This is a genomic window from Dechloromonas sp. HYN0024 (genome assembly GCF_003441615.1).
Lineage (GTDB): Bacteria > Pseudomonadota > Gammaproteobacteria > Burkholderiales > Rhodocyclaceae > Azonexus.
On sequence record NZ_CP031842.1, the window covers coordinates 176,042 to 193,094 of the forward strand.

General features: G+C 60.7%; 12 protein-coding genes and 3 tRNA genes. 5 read left to right on the forward strand and 10 right to left on the reverse strand.

All coding sequences use genetic code 11. The features are described 5' to 3' along the window. Both HYN24_RS00880 and HYN24_RS00885 read right to left on the reverse strand, forming a co-directional pair. Entirely contained in the window at positions 1 to 4,002 is a 4,002-nt protein-coding gene (locus HYN24_RS00880) for a Pls/PosA family non-ribosomal peptide synthetase (RefSeq protein WP_117607530.1), read from the reverse strand. A gap of 170 nt (positions 4,003 to 4,172) precedes the next feature. After that, on the reverse strand, positions 4,173 to 4,946 hold the full coding sequence (locus HYN24_RS00885) for an enoyl-CoA hydratase (RefSeq protein ID WP_117607531.1): 774 nt from the start codon (positions 4,944 to 4,946) through the stop codon (positions 4,173 to 4,175). 233 nt (positions 4,947 to 5,179) lie between these two features. Between HYN24_RS00885 and HYN24_RS00890 the strand changes: the two genes are divergently transcribed. Further along, entirely contained in the window at positions 5,180 to 7,072 is a 1,893-nt protein-coding gene (locus tag HYN24_RS00890) for an acetoacetate--CoA ligase (protein ID WP_371413240.1), read from the forward strand. Here the strand turns inward: HYN24_RS00890 and HYN24_RS00895 are convergent. Together HYN24_RS00895 and yegQ are read right to left on the reverse strand one after the other, a co-directional pair. Then, positions 7,069 to 8,187 carry an acyltransferase gene (locus tag HYN24_RS00895; protein WP_117607532.1) on the reverse strand — a complete coding sequence of 373 codons (1,119 nt, stop codon included), beginning with the start codon at positions 8,185 to 8,187 and terminating at the stop codon, positions 7,069 to 7,071. The genes HYN24_RS00890 and HYN24_RS00895 overlap by 4 nt on opposite strands. 64 nt (positions 8,188 to 8,251) lie before the next feature. Next, positions 8,252 to 9,523 carry a tRNA 5-hydroxyuridine modification protein YegQ gene (yegQ, locus tag HYN24_RS00900; RefSeq protein WP_117607533.1) on the reverse strand — a complete coding sequence of 424 codons (1,272 nt, stop codon included), beginning with the start codon at positions 9,521 to 9,523 and terminating at the stop codon, positions 8,252 to 8,254. A 35-nt stretch (positions 9,524 to 9,558) separates the two neighbouring features. Here yegQ and rng point away from each other — a divergent pair, with 35 nt between their 5' ends. The 3 genes from rng to HYN24_RS00915 all read left to right on the forward strand — a co-directional run bounded on the left by rng (position 9,559) and on the right by HYN24_RS00915 (position 12,393). Next, on the forward strand, positions 9,559 to 11,010 hold the full coding sequence (rng, locus tag HYN24_RS00905; RefSeq protein WP_117607534.1) for a ribonuclease G: 1,452 nt from the start codon (positions 9,559 to 9,561) through the stop codon (positions 11,008 to 11,010). 21 nt (positions 11,011 to 11,031) lie between these two features. Then, a complete protein-coding gene (locus HYN24_RS00910) occupies positions 11,032 to 11,907 on the forward strand; it encodes a dienelactone hydrolase family protein (protein WP_117607535.1) in 876 nt (291 codons plus the stop codon). 69 nt (positions 11,908 to 11,976) lie between these two features. Continuing rightward, complete coding sequence (locus HYN24_RS00915; protein WP_117607536.1) at positions 11,977 to 12,393, forward strand: ProQ/FINO family protein; 417 nt, start codon at positions 11,977 to 11,979, stop codon at positions 12,391 to 12,393. 57 nt (positions 12,394 to 12,450) lie between these two features. On the opposite strand, the gene HYN24_RS00920 is transcribed toward HYN24_RS00915, so the two are convergent. The 3 genes from HYN24_RS00920 to HYN24_RS00930 form a co-directional block, all read right to left on the reverse strand. Continuing rightward, positions 12,451 to 12,526, reverse strand: a tRNA-Met gene (locus HYN24_RS00920). 106 nt (positions 12,527 to 12,632) lie between these two features. Next, positions 12,633 to 12,708 (reverse strand) — tRNA-Lys (locus HYN24_RS00925). An 18-nt stretch (positions 12,709 to 12,726) separates the two neighbouring features. Continuing rightward, a tRNA-Lys gene (locus HYN24_RS00930) sits at positions 12,727 to 12,802 on the reverse strand. 181 nt (positions 12,803 to 12,983) lie between these two features. Here HYN24_RS00930 and HYN24_RS00935 point away from each other — a divergent pair. Next, complete coding sequence (locus HYN24_RS00935) at positions 12,984 to 13,808, forward strand: mechanosensitive ion channel family protein (protein ID WP_117607537.1); 825 nt, start codon at positions 12,984 to 12,986, stop codon at positions 13,806 to 13,808. A 64-nt stretch (positions 13,809 to 13,872) separates the two neighbouring features. On the opposite strand, the gene metF is transcribed toward HYN24_RS00935, so the two are convergent. The 3 genes from metF to ahcY all read right to left on the reverse strand — a co-directional run bounded on the left by metF (position 13,873) and on the right by ahcY (position 17,039). After that, entirely contained in the window at positions 13,873 to 14,697 is an 825-nt protein-coding gene (gene metF / locus HYN24_RS00940; RefSeq protein WP_117607538.1) for a methylenetetrahydrofolate reductase [NAD(P)H], read from the reverse strand. Next, complete coding sequence (locus HYN24_RS00945; RefSeq protein WP_117607539.1) at positions 14,694 to 15,515, reverse strand: TlyA family RNA methyltransferase; 822 nt, start codon at positions 15,513 to 15,515, stop codon at positions 14,694 to 14,696. Before HYN24_RS00945 ends, metF begins: the two co-directional genes overlap by 4 nt. 63 nt (positions 15,516 to 15,578) lie before the next feature. After that, the gene (gene ahcY / locus HYN24_RS00950) at positions 15,579 to 17,039 is read right to left on the reverse strand and encodes an adenosylhomocysteinase (protein WP_117607540.1); all 1,461 of its coding nucleotides are present in this window, start codon (positions 17,037 to 17,039) and stop codon (positions 15,579 to 15,581) included. Positions 17,040 to 17,053 lie beyond the last annotated feature (14 nt).

The following is a 17,053-nucleotide window of genomic DNA, read 5'->3' on the forward strand; positions in this document are numbered from 1 at the left end:
TCAACGGCTGGCCGGTGCGGCCGGGCAACCCGACCAGCTTGATCCGGCCGGCAGGCTTTCGCCCTTCATGACCAGCGACAAAGGGCCGAGGCGGACGTTATCGCCGACCACGGCACCATAGAGAATGGTCGTACGTGGCCCGACATAGACACGCTGACCGATATCGACCAGATCGATTTTCATGACGCGGTCTTCGAACAGGTGGGTTTGCGGACAGGCCAGACTATTCAGTTCGCTATAGTCGCCGATGCGGACGCAGTCGAATTCGGTGACATCGGTGGTGTCGAGATAGACGCCACGTCCGATGCGGCAGCCCAGCATGTTGAGGGCGAGTGGTAGCCAGGGCGTGCCGCGCAGGTAATTCATCAAGTTCGGTACAGCCATGCCGACGTAGAGGCTGGTGATCGCTTCGGAGGTCCAGACAAAGGGTGTCCACATCGGCACCGAGTGCGTCTTGTAACGCCAGATGCACAACCATTTTAGAACGGCGACGAAGATGATGGTGCTCAGGCTGAAAAAGACGCCAGCTCCGGTCAGCAGGGCACAGACATCACGCCAGCGGCCGGCTTCGGCCAGCGGCATGACGTTAATCACGACGGTGTAGCCAACGGCGATGACCAGCGCGTGCGGTGAAATGATGCGAAAGGCTTCAACTACCGCACGACCAAGTCGGCGTAGTGGTGACGGTCGGAAGGTCAGTGCCTCTGGGTAGCCTGCGGTCTGCTCGCGGGCCGGCAGATTGATCGGCGGCGAACCGAGCCAGGTATCGCCCGGCTGCATCCGCTCATTGGCCGGGGCGCGCGACTGGACGCCGATCAGCACATTTTCCGGCAGGGTCGTGCCGTCCGGAATGTAGGCACCATTGCCGACAAAGCTGCGGCGTGAAACGACCGTCGGCTTCATGGTCATCCAGCCACCATCGACTTCTTCGTCGCCGAGCATGACGGCATCGGCGATAAAGGTCTCATCGCCCAGGGTCAGCAGATCGGGAACCAGGCCTTGTGCGGTGGAGATTTCAGCATCGCGGCCGACCTTGGCACCGAGCAGGCGATACCAGAACGGCGCGTAGACCGTGGCGTAGATACCGTGCAGGATGTTCAGGCTCGACTCCTGAATCTGGTTGACCAGCCAGCGGCTGCAATAGACCCGGCTGTGGATCGGCCAGCTGCCCGCCTGCAGTCGTGGCATCAGCGTCCAGCGCAGGAGGGCGGAGCTGAGGATGGTGCCGACAATGAGTACGGCCGTGCCGGGGAAGGCGAGGGCAAAATATTTGCACAGCTGCACAATGATTGGCGTATTGCTCAGCACTTCCGGCGTTGGGTCGACATCCAGCCAGTCCACGAGCATGAAGCTGGGGAAGACCGGCATGAAAAAGATGGTGGCGGTGGCCAGCATGCCGAGTACGTAGAAAAGTCCTTCGCGGGCCAGTCGCGTTTCTGAAACCTCGGGGCGGGGCGGCAGGGATTCCGGATCGAATTCGCCGATGTCGCGTGCCGGCGAGCCGAGCCAGATGCGCCGGGGCGGCATTACCTGCCCTTCGCTCAGGGCTGATTGCGCTTCCAGATGGCCGTAGCAGCCGATTTTTGTATTGCCTTCGACGACGGCGTAAGAACCGATGCAGACATTGTCTTCAATGGTAATCGAGCCAAGGTGAAGCTGGCCGCGTTCAACCCGCGCGTTCTCAAGGTTGGCGGCATTGCCGATGCTGACGCCGTCGCCGATTTGCAGCAGTTCGGGGACGCGCAGGGTGACATTGCCGATGATTGTTTCGCTGCCGATGCGGGCGCCCAGGGCTCGCAGCCACCAGATGTTGAGCGGCGAACTGCTGAGCATGTAAACCGGCGCCCCTTCGATCAGCCGGTTGGCACACCACCAGCGGAAATAGGTCAGGCCCCACAATGGATAGCTGCCGGCTTTCAGTCGCCCGGCAATGAGCCATTTGCCGACAATGGCAAAAACAAAACCGAGCAGTGTGGCGATCAGGAATACGCCGGCAGAAATGGCGACGGCCACGGCGATAGAGTCGCCGGGGTCACCGGTGAAATAGTGGTAGGTGAAGAAGGGAGCCAGCCATTGCCCCATGCGCAGGCCAACCAGCGGCGGCAGGACAAGGGCCTGAGCCAGGCCGCAAAGCCAGCGGCGATGGGTTGGTGGTGGCGTCCATTCAGTCGCGCTGGCATCGGTGGCGACTTCGACGGTGGCGTCGAGCGCTGCGGCGATCAGGCCAAGGCGGCGGTGAACATAAATGTCGCGGACGGAAAATCCGGCAAAGCGGGCCTCCTGGCGCAGCGTCGAAGCCAGGCGGGCGGCAAGCAGGGAGTGGCCGCCGAGGTCAGCAAAGAAATCGGCCCCGCGCTTGATGGCCTGACCGGGGAAGAGGCGAGTCAGCGCCGCGAAGAGAATTTCTTCGGCTGGCGACTCCGGCGTATCGGAGTCGCCGGGAGCGCCGGCTGGCAGTTCGAGCGGCCGGGCCCGGAGGGCCTTGCGGTCAATCTTGCCGGATGTCAGGCGCGGCATCTCAGCCAGCATCTCGACCTGCGAAGGCACCATGTAGGGCGGCAAAATCTTCGCCAGTTCGCTGCGCAGTGCAGGGCCGGTGATCGTCTCACGGTCGTCGACAATGAGGTAGGCGACCAGTCGCTCGATACCTTCATCCTGGCGCAGGATGACAGCGGCTGTGCCAACCCCCGGCTGGCGGGTCAAGGCAGCTTCAATTTCGCCCAGCTCGACACGGAAACCGCGAATCTTGACCTGGTCGTCGGTCCGGCCCAGGCAGTGAATTTGCCCACTTTCGTCGATGCGGGCGAGGTCGCCGGTGCGGTACAGGCGGCTTTCATGAGGATTGGCGGCCCACGGGTTATCGAGGAATTTTTCTGCCGTCAGATCCGGTCGCCCCAGGTAGCCGGCGGCGACCCCCGGGCCGGTGATGCACAGTTCGCCGGTTTCTCCCTGTGGCAGCAGACGCAGCCCGTAGTCAACTGCCGCATCAATGACCAGCAGGCCGTAGTTGGGTAGCGGGCGGCCAATGGTGACCGGCTGGCCGGGGTGCAGTTCGGCCAGGCTGGCCGATACCGTAGCTTCCGTCGGGCCATAGGTGTTGAACACCTGACGTCCGGGGCCGGCCCAGCGGTCGACGATGGCTTGCGGGCAGGCTTCGCCACCCAGGTTGATCAGGCGAAGGCCGGGTACGTCGCAGGTGAACAGGGCGAGCAGCGTCGGCACCGCATGGAGGACGCTGACCCGGTTGTCGATCAGGGCAATCGGCAGTGCCTCGGGATCGGTTGCTACCTCCTTGGGGGCCAGCCAGAGCGTGGCCCCGGCCAGGTAGCTGATCCAGATCTCCTCGAAGGACATGTCAAAGGCGACAGAGAAGCCCTGATAGACCCGGTCGTGTTCATTGATGCCGAGAATGACGTTTTCGCTGCGCAGAAAATGGCAGATGGCACCCTGATTGATCAGAATACCCTTGGGTTTTCCGGTCGACCCGGAGGTGTAGATAACATAGGCCGGATCGCTCGGGCGGGCGTCGTGGCGGTGATTGAGCGGGCCGGGGTGGTCTGCCTGTAGGTCGTCGGCCAGCCAGCAGCGATGACCGAAATCTTCGATCTTGGCGATGGTGACGAGGCCGGTGCTGTCGGCATCATCGAGGCAGACCTTGATGCGGTCGATCGGCGTATCGGCGTCGAAGGGCAGCCAGGCGGCACCGCTCTTGGCGATGCCGAGTTGCATGACCAGCAGGTCGATGCCGCGCGGTAGCCAGAGGCCGACAATGTGGCCCGGGCGGACGCCATCGGCGATGAGGCGCGAGGCGACACGGTCAGCGGCAGCGTTCAGTTCGCCATAGCTGAGCTCGCGCTCGGCAAAAATCAGGGCGATCTTGTCCGGCGTTCTGGTCGCCGTGGCTTCGAACAGGTCAGCCAGTACCTCGGACCGTATCAGGTCGGCGGAATCAGGGCCGCACAGGCGGCTGGGCAGGCTGGATTGAGGGCTGGTTTCGAGCATGCCGAATTGTGCCAAATCCAGGCAGAAACGGGGAATTTACGGCTTCGTGCGGGAAAAGATTTGCGGCTTTCTCGCGCTGAGTGCTGGTGGTTTCTGGTGTTTTCGCCAAATTAGTGCGTTTCCCCGAAGGAATCCGGACGGGATGCCCGGATTCCTTGTCGAGGCATGTCTCAGCGGTTCTTGAAAGTCGGTTTGCGTTTCTCGGCGAAGGCGGCCATGCCTTCTTTCTGGTCGTCCAGGGCGAAAGCCGAATGGAAGACGCGGCGCTCGAAGAGCAGGCCTTCGTTGAGTGAAGACTCGAAGGCGCGATTGACCGACTCCTTGATCATCATGACCACCGGCAGCGAGAAGCCGGCAATGGTGGTCGCCGCCTTGAGCGTTTCCTCGATCAGTTGATCGGCCGGGATGACCCGGGCGACCAGGCCGGACTTTTCGGCTTCAGCAGCATCCATCATGCGTCCGGTCAGGCACAGATCCATGGCCTTCGCCTTGCCGACGGCGCGGGGTAGGCGCTGGGTGCCGCCGGCGCCGGGCAGGGTGCCGAGGCGGATTTCCGGCTGGCCGAATTTGGCCGTATCGGCGGCAAAAATCATGTCGCACATCATCGCCATTTCGCAGCCACCGCCGAGGGCAAATCCCGCCACCGCGGCAATTACCGGCTTGCGCGTGGTCTTGATGCGCTCCCAGTTCCGGGTGATGAAATCGGTCTTGTAGGCATGCATGTAGTCGAAATCCTTCATAAAGCCGATATCGGCCCCGGCGGCGAAGGCTTTTTCATTGCCGGTGATGACCATGCAGCCGATGTTCTCATCCGCCTCGAAGGCATCGATGGCGGCGCCGATGGCATCGACCACCTCGTTGTTAAGGGCATTCATGGCCTCGGGACGGTTGATGCGGATCAGACCGACCTTGCCGTGGGTTTCTGTCAAAACGACTTGCGACATGGGTGTTCTCCTGGTGTTGTTGTTGGTTGCGACCGGTCACCCTTGGTCGGTGACGGGTCATTATCTTAGCAGTCTGATGGCATGGCTTTGTCCGGCAGACGACAATCTTTGTTCGGGCCATGCTGTTAATCTTCGCCCAGTCCACTATTGCCGAGGAGCTTACTCTCATGTCCCACGCCACCGAATCCCGCCCGTTGTGGCAGCCCAATCCGCTTACGGTGGGCGATACGCGCATGGCGCAGTTCATTCAGGCGATGGGTCAGGGGAGTTATGGCGAGACCTGGCAGTGGTCGATCGACCAGCCGGAAGCTTTCTGGAGCCAGGTCTGGGATTTCTGTTCTGCGGTTGGGAAAAAAGGCGAAAAAATCGTCATCGATGGCGACCAGATGCCAGGCGCCCGATGGTTTCCCGAGGCTCGTCTCAATTATGCCGAAAACCTGCTGCAATGCCGCGATGACAGCGAAGCGCTGGTTTTCTGGGGCGAAGACAAGGTCAAGCGGCGACTGAGCCGGGCTGAGCTGTACGCCGAAGTCGCCCGCTTCCAGCAGTTTCTGGTCGAGGCTGGTGTCGGCGCGGGGGACCGGGTGGCCGGCTACCTGCCCAACCTGCCCGAGACCCTGATTGCCATGCTGGCGGCGACGGCACTTGGTGCCATCTGGTCATCGGCCTCGCCGGATTTTGGCGTGCAGGGGGTGCTCGACCGTTTTGGCCAGATCGAGCCCAAGGTACTGATCTGTGTCGATGGTTACTGGTACAACGGCAAGCCGGTCGATTGTCTGGCCAAGAATGCCGAGATCGTGGCGCAGATGCCGTCGCTGCTCAAGGTGGTCGTCGTGCCCTACCTGAACGCCGCACCGGATATGGCCAATATTGCGCAGGCGGTGGGCTGGGGGGATATTTCGCTCAATAGTCGGGCAAAAGACGTGATTTTCCAGCGGCTTGGCTTCAATCACCCGCTGTTCATCATGTTTTCCAGCGGTACGACCGGTGTGCCCAAATGCATTGTTCATTGTCACGGTGGCGTTTTGCTCCAGCATCTCAAGGAGCATCAACTGCATAGTGATGTGAGGCCTGGTGACCGCTTGTTCTATTTCACGACCTGCGGCTGGATGATGTGGAACTGGCTGGTTTCCGGCCTGGCCTGTGGGGCCACCCTCCTGCTTTACGACGGTTCGCCATTTGCGGTGCGGGGCAAGGTGCTGTTTGACTATGCGGAAGCCGAGAAAATGACACACTTCGGTACGTCGGCCAAATTTATCGACGCCGCCGCCAAGCTCGGCCTGACGCCCGGTAAGACCCACGACCTGACTGCCCTGCGGGCCATGTTCTCGACAGGTAGCCCGCTGTCGCCAGAGGGTTTCGACTGGGTCTATCGTGAAATCAAGCAGGACATCCTGCTCGCCTCGATTTCCGGCGGCACCGACATTGTCTCCTGCTTCGTACTCGGCAATCCCGTGTTGCCTGTCTATCGCGGCGAAATCCAATGTCGCGGTCTGGGCATGGCGGTCGATGTCGTCGATGACGTTGGCCAGTCAGTGCGGGAACAAAAAGGTGAACTGGTTTGTACAAAATCCTTCCCGGTCATGCCGGTCGGTTTCTGGAATGACCCCGATGGCCGGAAATATCACGCCGCCTATTTTGAGCGCTACGACAACATCTGGTGCCACGGCGACTTTTCGGAACTGACGGCGCACGACGGCATGATCATTTACGGCCGCTCGGATGCGACGCTTAACCCCGGTGGCGTGCGGATCGGTACGGCGGAAATCTACCGTCAGGTCGAACAGCTGCCGGAAATTCTCGAAGCCCTGGTTATCGGCCAGGACTGGCCACCGGGACGCAGTGACGACGTGCGCGTGGTCCTCTTCGTCAAGCTGCAGGAGGGCCATAAGCTTGATGCGTCGCTGATCGAGCGCATCAAGAAGCAGATCAGGGACAACACGACCCCGCGCCATGTGCCGGCCCAGATTGTCCAGGTGCTCGATATCCCGCGCACCAAGTCAGGCAAGATTGTCGAGCTGGCCGTGCGCAATGTGGTGCACGACCGGCCGGTCAAGAATGTCGAGGCGTTGGCCAATCCCGAAGCGTTGGAATTCTTCCGCGGACGGAGCGAACTCGGAAGTTAGGGCGTTTCGGCGCCGAGAACGGCACGGCGCGCCAGCCGCCGGGTGTGCCTGGCGAGTACCCAAAGGTTGCCAGAGAGCCAGCTGAGAGCGTTGGTAATGCGCTGGCTGGCGGCAGGGCTTTCGATCCACCGGTAGAACAGGGTTGCGCCAAGGATGCTGGCGAATACGCTGAGCATCAGCGCAACCAAGCCGGAAAGCGGTGATTCGAATTCGAAGCGGCTGTAGAGGCCGTTGGCGAGCAGCAGGATGGGAAAGTGCACCAGGAAAATCGAATACGAAATCTGGCCGAGGAAGGCTAGCGGTCGGGCAGTCGGCCAGGTTTCGAGAAGACCGTTGCGGCGGCTGAAGCCAAGCAGCAAGGCGACGGCCAGGGCGAGTGCAATGCGCAGCCGGAAATCGACCACCAGGGCAGCAATGGCAACGCAGGCGATGACCGCGAGCCAGGTCGACATCTGGCGGCGGCCGGAGGCCCACCAGGCGGCAGCGCCGAGGCCGTAGGAGCCAAAGAAGTAGATGGCCCAGTTATCCCAGCTGGCGTCACGGTTGAACCAGAAGAGGGAAGCGAGGGCGGTGGCCAGAACAAGGGCTGGAGCGATCACGTGGCGACGACCGGCCCACAGGAGAAGCGCCATCAATGCGAATAGCTGGAAGTCGATGGCGACATACCAGACCCCGGCCGACAGCGAATCGACGCCGAGTATCCCGTGCAGCAAAACGGCATGGGCCAGCCATTGGCCGAGGGTGGCGCGGGCCGGAACCGCCTCGTCATCAAGCCACTGGTTGGCGATGGTCGCTGCCATGATGGCCAGGCCGATTGCAGCAAGATACGGAATGGCAAGACGCAGGTAGCGCTTCCAGATCAGTGGCAGGGGGGAAACCGAGAGTGCCTGGCCTTCGCCGGACAGGCCACGGGCAGCCAGAAAGCCGGCGATGACGAGGAATATCTGAACGGCCATGCGGCCATAGTCGAACAGCCAGTCGGCGGCCGCCGGCATCGCCTCGCGTGCGGCTGCGGCGAGCGGGCCGTAGGACGAGAAATGATGAAGCAGGACGAGCATGGCCGCGACTGCCTTCAGGGCGTCGATCAGCGGCATGCGGTTGGCAACTTTACTCATGACAGGAAGTTTACACGAAATGCTGCGGCGCACAAAATAGTTTGTTGTTGTTTTTGCAAGGAAATTACACAAAACGCGCCACGAAGGAATCGGTGTACATCGCTGGTAAATCAATCCACACCCGGTGACCGCTGCCGGGTGCTACGGTGACCGCTTCACCCTTGCTGTTTTCCATCCGGTTCAGGGTTATCACGTGATTGCCGGAGGGGTGTACGCATTCCAGACGATCACCAATGGAGAAGCGGTTCTTGACCTCGATTTCCATGAGGCCGCGCGTCGTGTCGAAGGCTACGGCATCGCCGACGTAGAGGCTGCGGTCAGACTCCGAACTGCCACGCAGATAATTCTGGTACTCGACGTCGTGGTGGCGCTGCAGGAAGCCATCGGTGTAGCCGCGATTGGCCAGACCTTCAAGTTCGCGTAGCAACGCCGGGTCGAGCGGCTTGCCGGCAACAGCGTCGTCAATCGCCTGGCGGTAGGCCTGGCTGGTGCGGGCGACGTAGTAAGGGCTCTTGGTGCGGCCTTCGATTTTCAGCGAGTCGACGCCGATCTCCACCAGGCGATGAACGTGCTCGATGGCGCGAAGATCTTTCGAGTTGAGGATGTAGGTGCCGTGTTCATCCTCTTCAATGGGCATCAATTCGCCCGGGCGCTGCTTTTCTTCGAGGAGGATTTCCTGATCCTGCTTGAGCAGTTTGGCCGGCTGCCCGTCCGAGGTGCTGACCTTGTAGTCCCAGCGGCAGGAGTTGGTGCACGTGCCCTGGTTCGGGTCGCGGTGATTGAAGTAGCCCGAAAGCAGGCAGCGGCCCGAGTAGGCGATGCACAGCGCACCATGCACAAAGACTTCGAGTTCGATGTCGGGGCAGCGCTGGCGGATTTCGGCGACTTCGTCGAGCGACAGTTCGCGCGACAGGATGATGCGCTGGACGCCCATTTTCTGCCAGAAGCGAACAGCAGCCCAATTGACCGTGTTGGCTTGTACCGACAGGTGGATGACCTGCTCCGGCCAGGTTTCGCGCACCATGTCGATGAGGCCCGGATCAGACATGATCAGGGCGTCGGGCTTGAGCGCAATGACCGGTGCCATGTCAGCCAGATAGGTCGGCAGTTTGGCGTTGTGCGGGATGATGTTGCTGACGACAAAAAACTGCTTGCCGCGGGCGTGCGCCTCGTTGATGCCTTCGCCCAGTTTCTCGATGCTGCCGAACTCGTTATTGCGCACGCGCAGGCTGTAGCGTGGCTGGCCAGCGTAGATTGCGTCGGCCCCGAAATCGAAGGCGGTGCGCATCATCTCGAGGGAGCCGGCAGGAGCGAGGAGTTCGGGAGCTTTGGACATAGTAGAATGCGGCGAAACCGCGCATTGTAGAGACTATGTCTGAAGAAATCCTGATCAATTTCACTCCGCAGGAAACCCGCGTTGCCGTCATGCAACAGGGCGTCGTCCAGGAACTCCATATCGAGCGCACGGCGAGCCGCGGGCTGGTCGGTAACGTTTATCTGGGTCGCGTCTGCCGCATTCTGCCTGGCATGCAGTCGGCCTTCATCGATGTCGGCCTGGATCGAACCGCTTTCCTGCACGTTGCCGATATCTGGCAGCCCCGGGAAACCGCGACCGAGCGCCCCATCGAAAAGATTCTCCACGAAGGGCAGAGCGTTCTCGTCCAGGTCATCAAGGATCCGATCGGGACCAAGGGCGCCCGTCTGTCGACGCAGGTGTCGATTGCCGGTCGCATGCTGGTTTATTTGCCGCAGGAAAAGCATATCGGCATTTCGCAGCGCATCGAGTCGGAATCCGAGCGCGAAATGTTGCGCGAAAAGATCACCCGCCTCGTGCCGGCCGACGAGCCGGGCGGTTTCATCGTCCGGACCATGGCCGAAAACGCCAGTGAAACCGAGTTTGCGACGGACATCGCCTACCTGCGCAAGACCTGGGCCGATATCCGTGACAAGGCCCGCACCTCGGGGCCGCCCAGTCTCCTTTATCAGGAGTTGTCGCTCGGCCAGCGCGTCCTGCGCGACTTCGTCAATCCGGAAACCACCCGCATGCTGGTCGACTCCCGGGAGAATTTTCAGAAGCTGACGGTCTTTGCCGAGGAATACACGCCGGCCGTCATCCCGCTACTCGAACACTACACCGGTCAGCGTCCGCTGTTCGACCTGCACGGGGTCGAGGACGAGATCCAGAAAGCCCTGGCCCGCCGCGTCGATCTTAAATCGGGTGGCTACCTGATCATGGATCAAACCGAGGCAATGACGACCATTGACGTCAATACCGGCGGTTTTGTTGGCGTGCGTAATTTTGACGACACCATTTTCAAGACCAACCTTGAGGCAGCAGTGACCATTGCCCGCCAGCTGCGCCTGCGCAACCTGGGTGGGATCATCATCGTCGACTTTATCGACATGGAAAACGAGGAACACAAGAAGGCCGTCCTCGATGAATTTAACAAGGCGTTGGCCCGTGACCACACCCGCCTGACGGTGAATGGCTTTACCGCTCTCGGTCTGGTCGAAATGACCCGTAAGCGGACGCGTGAGTCGCTCGCCCATGTGCTTTGCCAACCCTGCCCGACCTGTGGTGGGCGTGGTGAGGTCAAGACGGCGCGCACCGTGGCCTATGAAATCCTGCGTGAACTGCTGCGCGAAGCACGCCAGTTCAATGCCCGCGAATACCGCATCCTGGCCGGCCCGGCTGTTGTCAATCTGTTCCTCGATGAAGAGTCGCAGGCGCTGGCCATGCTTTCCGATTTCATCGGCAAGTCCGTTTCATTGCAATCCGAACCAAGTTATTCTCCCGAGCAGTACGACATCGTCCTGATGTGATGCTCACCGAGGAGACAACCCATGAAAAGCGAACCCGAGTTCGATAGCCTTTTGCCCGCCCAGTCCTTTAACCGGCGGAGTTTCATCGTCACCAGCCTGGGTGCCGGCTTTGCCCTGGCGACCCAGCCGATCATGGCGCAGACGGCGATCAAGACCGACGATGCCGGCCTTCTCGCCGGCGAGATCAAGGTGCCGGTGAAGGATGGCGAGATGGTGGCCTACCGTGCGGTGCCGGCTGGTGCCGTCAAGCCGCCGGTGGTATTGGTGGTGTCGGAAATTTTCGGGGCCCATGAATACATCCGGGATACCTGTCGCCGCCTGGCCAAACAAGGTTATTGCGCCATTGGCCCCGATCTTTTCGCCCGGCAGGGTGATCCGCGCCAGATTGCCAGCGTGCCGGAAATCCTTGAGAAAATCACCGGCAAGACGCCCGATGCCGAGGTGATGGGCGATCTTGATGCCTGCGTCGCCTGGGCCGCCTCGAAAGGTGCCGATACAAGCCGTCTGGCAGTCACCGGTTTTTGCTGGGGCGGTCGAATTACCTGGCTGTATGCCGCCCACAATGCGGCCGTCAAGGCAGGTGTGGCGTGGTATGGCAAGCTGGTTGGCCCGAGTAATGCCATGACGCCCAGACACCCGACCGACTTGGTCGGGCAGATCAAGGGGCCGGTGCTCGGTCTCTACGGCGGACTGGATGCCGGTATCCCTCTGGAAACCGTCGAGGCGATGGAAAAAGCCTTGAAATCGGGAAGCGTCGCGGCCAGGGCATCGGAAATCCATGTTTACGATAATGCGCCACACGCCTTCCATGCCGATTATCGACCGAGTTATCGCAAGGAAGAAGCCGAGGATGGCTGGCAAAAAATGCTCGCCTGGTTCCGCAAAAACGGCGTCTGATTGCCGATTCGAGGCTGCAAGGGGGCGCCTTCGTGCTACCCTTCGCGCCTCACAAGACACAGTTCCATCATGACGACTACCGAAGCCACCACCGACAAGCCGAACGATACCCGTGCCCTGCTCAAGGATTTGCAGACGCGATTCGATGTATTCCGTAATTTCAGTCCTCTGGCCATCGGCATCGACAAGCAGGTGTTTGCCGTGTTCCCTGAACTGAGCAAGAAATCCCTGCGGCTGGCCATGCGCAGCCACACCATTTCGACGCGTTATCTCAAGGAAATGGAAAAGGGAACGGTACGGTTGAATCTTGACGGTACGCCGGCCGACGAAGTGACCGACGAAAATCGTCAGCACGCCGCTGAACAGTTGCGCGAGCGTTTCAAGAAACAGGCCGAAGTGCGCAAGGCCGCTGAGGCAGAAGCCAAGGCTGAGGCGCGGCGAGCCGAAAAACTGAGCCAGTTGGCCGAAAAATTTGGTCGCAAGTAGCCGGCGCCAAAGACAAAGAAAAAGGCCAGTCGTTTGACTGGCCTTTTTCTTTGTCTTTGGTTGCGGGAGCAGGACTTGAACCTGCGACCTTCGGGTTATGAGCCCGACGAGCTGCCAACTGCTCCATCCCGCGTCCGTGATGCACACTCCGGTCAGGAGGTTTCCTGATGCAGTGCCTTTTAAACCTGCATGAAGCAAAAAGCCCCGGCAAATAACCGAGGCTAGGTGCTTGATAATTCTGGTGGGGCGCGACAGATTCGAACTGTCGACCTACGGATTAAGAGTCCGCTGCTCTACCAACTGAGCTAGCGCCCCAGATTTCCCTTGTGCTACTGGTGGGTCGGCCGAGATTCGAACTCGGGACCAACGGATTAAAAGTCCGCTGCTCTACCGACTGAGCTACCGACCCGACCTACAGGGAGCGCGCATTATATAGACGGCGACTGTGACCGTCAACGAAAACCGGCTCTGTGAAGAATTGTGAGGATCGGGTCGATCTGGATGCCAGGTGAACTTGATCTACTTACAATCGATCGTTATGCGTGGCCTGGGATGGCCGGGCCCCGGAAGAGACTTTTTAGGAGAAGAGGATGACGGAACAGGATATTTCACGCTATCAGGATATTTTGATCACGACAGCGACAGACGTCGGCTTGAAACTGCTGGCAGCCATTGCCTTCTGGATGATCGGCCGTTGGCTGATCGGTATGGCGCTACGCATGTTGCGCTCGACGCTGGAACAGCAAAAGGTCGATCCGACCCTGCTGCGCTACATCGGATCTATCGTCACAGTGACGTTGAACGTGCTGTTGGTGATCGGCATACTGGGTTACTTCGGGATTCAGACCACCACCTTTGCGGCGCTCATCGCGGCTGGCGGCGTGGCTATCGGTATGGCCTGGTCGGGGCTGCTGGCGCATTTTGCGGCGGGTGCCTTCATGGTTGTGCTGCGTCCGATGAAGGTCGGCGACTTCGTCTCGGTGGCCGGGGTGACCGGGACGGTGGTTGAGCTGGGGTTGTTTACGACGACGATCAATACGCCGGACAACGTCCAGACCATTCTGGGCAACAACAAGGTGTTCAGCGAAACGATCCAGAACTTCACGGTCAATCCGTTCCGCCGGGTTGATCTGAAGTGCCAGTTGTCGGGAGCGGCCGATCATAAAGCGGCGATGGCCCTGCTGCGCGAGAAGATCGCGGCGATTCCGAATGTCGTGGCCGAGCCCAAGGTCGATGTCGAAATTCTCTACTTCACGCTGGTCGGCCCAGTATTGGCCGTGCGCCCTTACTGCAACAACGATCACTATTGGCAGGTCTATTTCGACACCAACAAGGTCCTGCGCGAGGCGCTGGCCGAAGCGGGTTTCCCGGCGCCGATGCCGGCGCAGAGCGTGATCGTGACGCAAGCCGCCTGATCTACCCGGTAAGCGGCAAAAAACCGCGAATTTCGCGGTTTTTTGCCGTTTAGGATGGGCGCTTTTACCCGAGTCGGCGGCAGATTTCCGTGGTCAGCGTGGCCTGATTCATTGAATAAAAATGCAGCCCCGGTGCGCCGCCCTGGAGCAGACGTTCGCACAGTTCGGTGACGATATCGAGGCCGAAGGCTCGGATCGAGTCACTGTCGTCGCCAAAGCTTTCGAATTTCTTGCGCATCCAGCGCGGCAATTCGGCACCGCAGGCATCCGAGAAGCGGGCCAGTTTGGTGAAGCCGACGATGGGCATGATGCCGGGCACGATGGGGACATCGACACCCCGGGCCTGGGCTTCGTCGACAAAGCTGAAGTAGGCGTCGGCATTGTAGAAGTACTGGGTGATGGCTGAGTTGGCGCCAGCCTTGACCTTGCGCACAAAGGCATCCATGTCGTCTTTCGGACTGCGCGCCTGGGGGTGCCATTCCGGGTAGGCGGCGACTTCAATGCTGAACCAGTCGCCGGTTTCGGCCCGGATGAATTCGACCAGTTCGTTGGCGTAACGGAATTCGCCGGTTTCTGCCATGCCCGAGGGCAGGTCGCCACGCAGCGCGACGGTGCGCTTGATGCCGGCGGCCTTGTATTCATTGAGTATTTCGCGGATGTTGTCGCGCGTCGAACCGATGCAGGAAAGGTGCGGTGCGGCATCGTGGCCTTCGGCAGCAATTTCCTTGACCACGGCGAAGGTGCGTTCGCGCGTCGAGCCGCCAGCACCGAAGGTTACCGAAAAGAAACTCGGCTTCAGTTCGGCCAGCTTGGCGCGGACGGTGCGCAACTTGTCGACGCCTTCTGGCGTTTGCGGCGGGAAGAATTCGATGGAGATGTCTGTTGTCATTTTTTCAACCAGATGAAGAATTCGCGGTTGCCATCACCGCCGGTAATCGGGCTGTTGAGCCAGCCATGGCATTTGAGTTTGAGACCGGTTGCACAGTCGCGCAGCTTGCGTTCGACGTCGGCGTAAAGCGCCGGGTCGCGGACGATGCCGCCCCTGCCGATGTTGGCCGGGCCGACTTCGAATTGCGGCTTGATCAGCAACAGCAGGTCGCCATCGGAGGCCAGCAGAGCGAGCAGTTGCGGCAAAATCAGGGTCATCGAGATAAAGGAAACGTCGCCGACAATCAACGCGAAACCGTTGGCAGGCCGGGCGCTGCCTAGGTCGGCCGGGTCAAGTGCGCGGCAGTTGACGCCTTCAAGCGCAGTCACGCGCGAGTCGTTGGCCAGTTTTGCATGCAACTGGCCATGTCCGACATCGACGCCGACAACGCGTTCGGCTCCCGCTTGCAGCAGGCAGTCGGTGAAGCCACCGGTTGATTGCCCGACATCGAGACAGGTTTTGTCGCGCACCGGGATGCCGCAGTCGGCCAAGGCACCCGCCAGTTTCAGGCCGCCGCGCGATACGTAAGGCATTTCAGCATCGGCGCTGACGCTGAGGGGGGTTGCTTCAGGCAGTTCCATGGCCGGCTTGTTGATTGCGCCGCCGGCCCAGCTGACGCTTCCCGCCTTGATCATCGCCTGTGCAGCCGTACGCGAGGGGGCGAGCCCCTGTGCGACGAGCAAGGCATCCGCGCGTGACATCCCGGCCGGCCGCTCATGGGAGGGCTGGCGGGGTGCCGGCGGCTTCTTCTGACGCGCGTGGAAGGAGTTCATGCTCATGACGTAAGTGTTTGCTAGTAGAAGCCGGGGAGTCAGCTCCCCGGCCATAACTAACACATGCCTTTAGTAGCGGTAGTGGTCGGCCTTGTACGGGCCGTCCTTGGGCACGCTAATGTAGGCAGCCTGCTCGTCGGTCAGTTCGGACAACTGGGCGTTGAGCGTCTTGAGCTGGAGGCGGGCGACCTTTTCGTCGAGGTGCTTGGGCAGGGTGTAGACGCCGACCGGGTACTTGTTGGAACCCTTGACGGCCTCGGTCCACAGTTCGATCTGGGCGATGGTCTGGTTCGCGAAGCTGGAACTCATGACGTAGGACGGATGGCCCGTGCCGCAACCGAGGTTCACCAGACGGCCCTTGGCGAGCAGGATGATGCGCTTGCCATCGGGGAAGATGACGTGATCGACCTGGGGCTTGATTTCTTCCCACTGGTACTTTTCGATCGAGGCGACATCGATTTCGTTGTCGAAGTGGCCGATGTTGCAGACGATGGCGTTGTTCTTCATGGCCGCCATGTGGTCATGCGTGATGACGTGGAAGTTGCCCGTGGTGGTGACGAAAATGTCGGCCTTGTCGGCGGCGTATTCCATGGTGACGACGCGATAGCCTTCCATCGCCGCCTGCAGGGCGCAGATGGGATCGATTTCGGTGACCCAGACTTGTGCCGAGAGGGCGCGCATGGCCTGGGCCGATCCCTTGCCGACGTCGCCGTAGCCGGCGATGACGGCAATCTTGCCGGCGATCATGACGTCGGTGGCGCGCTTGATGCCATCGACCAGCGATTCGCGGCAGCCGTAGAGGTTGTCGAACTTCGATTTGGTCACCGAGTCATTGACGTTGATGCCCGGGAACTTGAGTTCGCCGCGCTGGTGCATCTGGTAGAGGCGATGGACGCCGGTCGTCGTTTCCTCGGTAACGCCCTTGATGGCGGCGAGGCGCACCGAGTACCAGGTCGGATCGATAGCGATCTTGGCCTTGATGGCGGCGAAGAGGATGGTTTCTTCTTCCGAACCCGGCTTTGCGAGCAGGGAGATGTCCTGCTCGGCACGGGCGCCGAGGTGGAGGAGCAGGGTGGCATCGCCGCCGTCGTCGAGGATCATGTTCGAGTAGCCACCGTCGGCCCACTCGAAGATGCGGTGGGTGTAATCCCAGTAATCGACCAGGGTTTCGCCCTTGACCGCAAAGACCGGGATGTTCTGCGCGGCGATGGCGGCGGCCGCGTGGTCCTGGGTCGAGAATATGTTGCAGGAGGCCCAGCGGACTTCGGCGCCGAGCGCGGTCAGCGTCTCGATGAGGACGGCGGTCTGGATCGTCATGTGCAGCGAGCCGGTAATGCGGGCGCCCTTGAGCGGCTGGGTCTTGGCGAATTCTTCGCGAATCGCCATGAGGCCGGGCATTTCGGTTTCGGCAATATTGATTTCCTTGCGGCCCCAGGCGGCAAGGTTGATGTCGGCAATAACAAAATCTTTGAAGTCAGCCACAGTAAGCTCCTGATGAACTGTGGCCGGGAGGGGATGCTCACCCGGCATCCCGTGCCCGGCAC

Coding starts and splice junctions, on each gene's coding strand:
- HYN24_RS00880 (WP_117607530.1), bottom strand. CDS start 4,002: ATGCTCGAAACCAGCCCTCAATCCAGCCTGCCCAGCCGCCTGTGCGGC.
- HYN24_RS00885 (WP_117607531.1), bottom strand. CDS start 4,946: ATGTCGCAAGTCGTTTTGACAGAAACCCACGGCAAGGTCGGTCTGATC.
- HYN24_RS00890 (WP_371413240.1), top strand. CDS start 5,180: ATGGCGCAGTTCATTCAGGCGATGGGTCAGGGGAGTTATGGCGAGACC.
- HYN24_RS00895 (WP_117607532.1), bottom strand. CDS start 8,187: ATGAGTAAAGTTGCCAACCGCATGCCGCTGATCGACGCCCTGAAGGCA.
- yegQ (WP_117607533.1), bottom strand. CDS start 9,523: ATGTCCAAAGCTCCCGAACTCCTCGCTCCTGCCGGCTCCCTCGAGATG.
- rng (WP_117607534.1), top strand. CDS start 9,559: ATGTCTGAAGAAATCCTGATCAATTTCACTCCGCAGGAAACCCGCGTT.
- HYN24_RS00910 (WP_117607535.1), top strand. CDS start 11,032: ATGAAAAGCGAACCCGAGTTCGATAGCCTTTTGCCCGCCCAGTCCTTT.
- HYN24_RS00915 (WP_117607536.1), top strand. CDS start 11,977: ATGACGACTACCGAAGCCACCACCGACAAGCCGAACGATACCCGTGCC.
- HYN24_RS00935 (WP_117607537.1), top strand. CDS start 12,984: ATGACGGAACAGGATATTTCACGCTATCAGGATATTTTGATCACGACA.
- metF (WP_117607538.1), bottom strand. CDS start 14,697: ATGACAACAGACATCTCCATCGAATTCTTCCCGCCGCAAACGCCAGAA.
- HYN24_RS00945 (WP_117607539.1), bottom strand. CDS start 15,515: ATGAGCATGAACTCCTTCCACGCGCGTCAGAAGAAGCCGCCGGCACCC.
- ahcY (WP_117607540.1), bottom strand. CDS start 17,039: ATGCCGGGTGAGCATCCCCTCCCGGCCACAGTTCATCAGGAGCTTACT.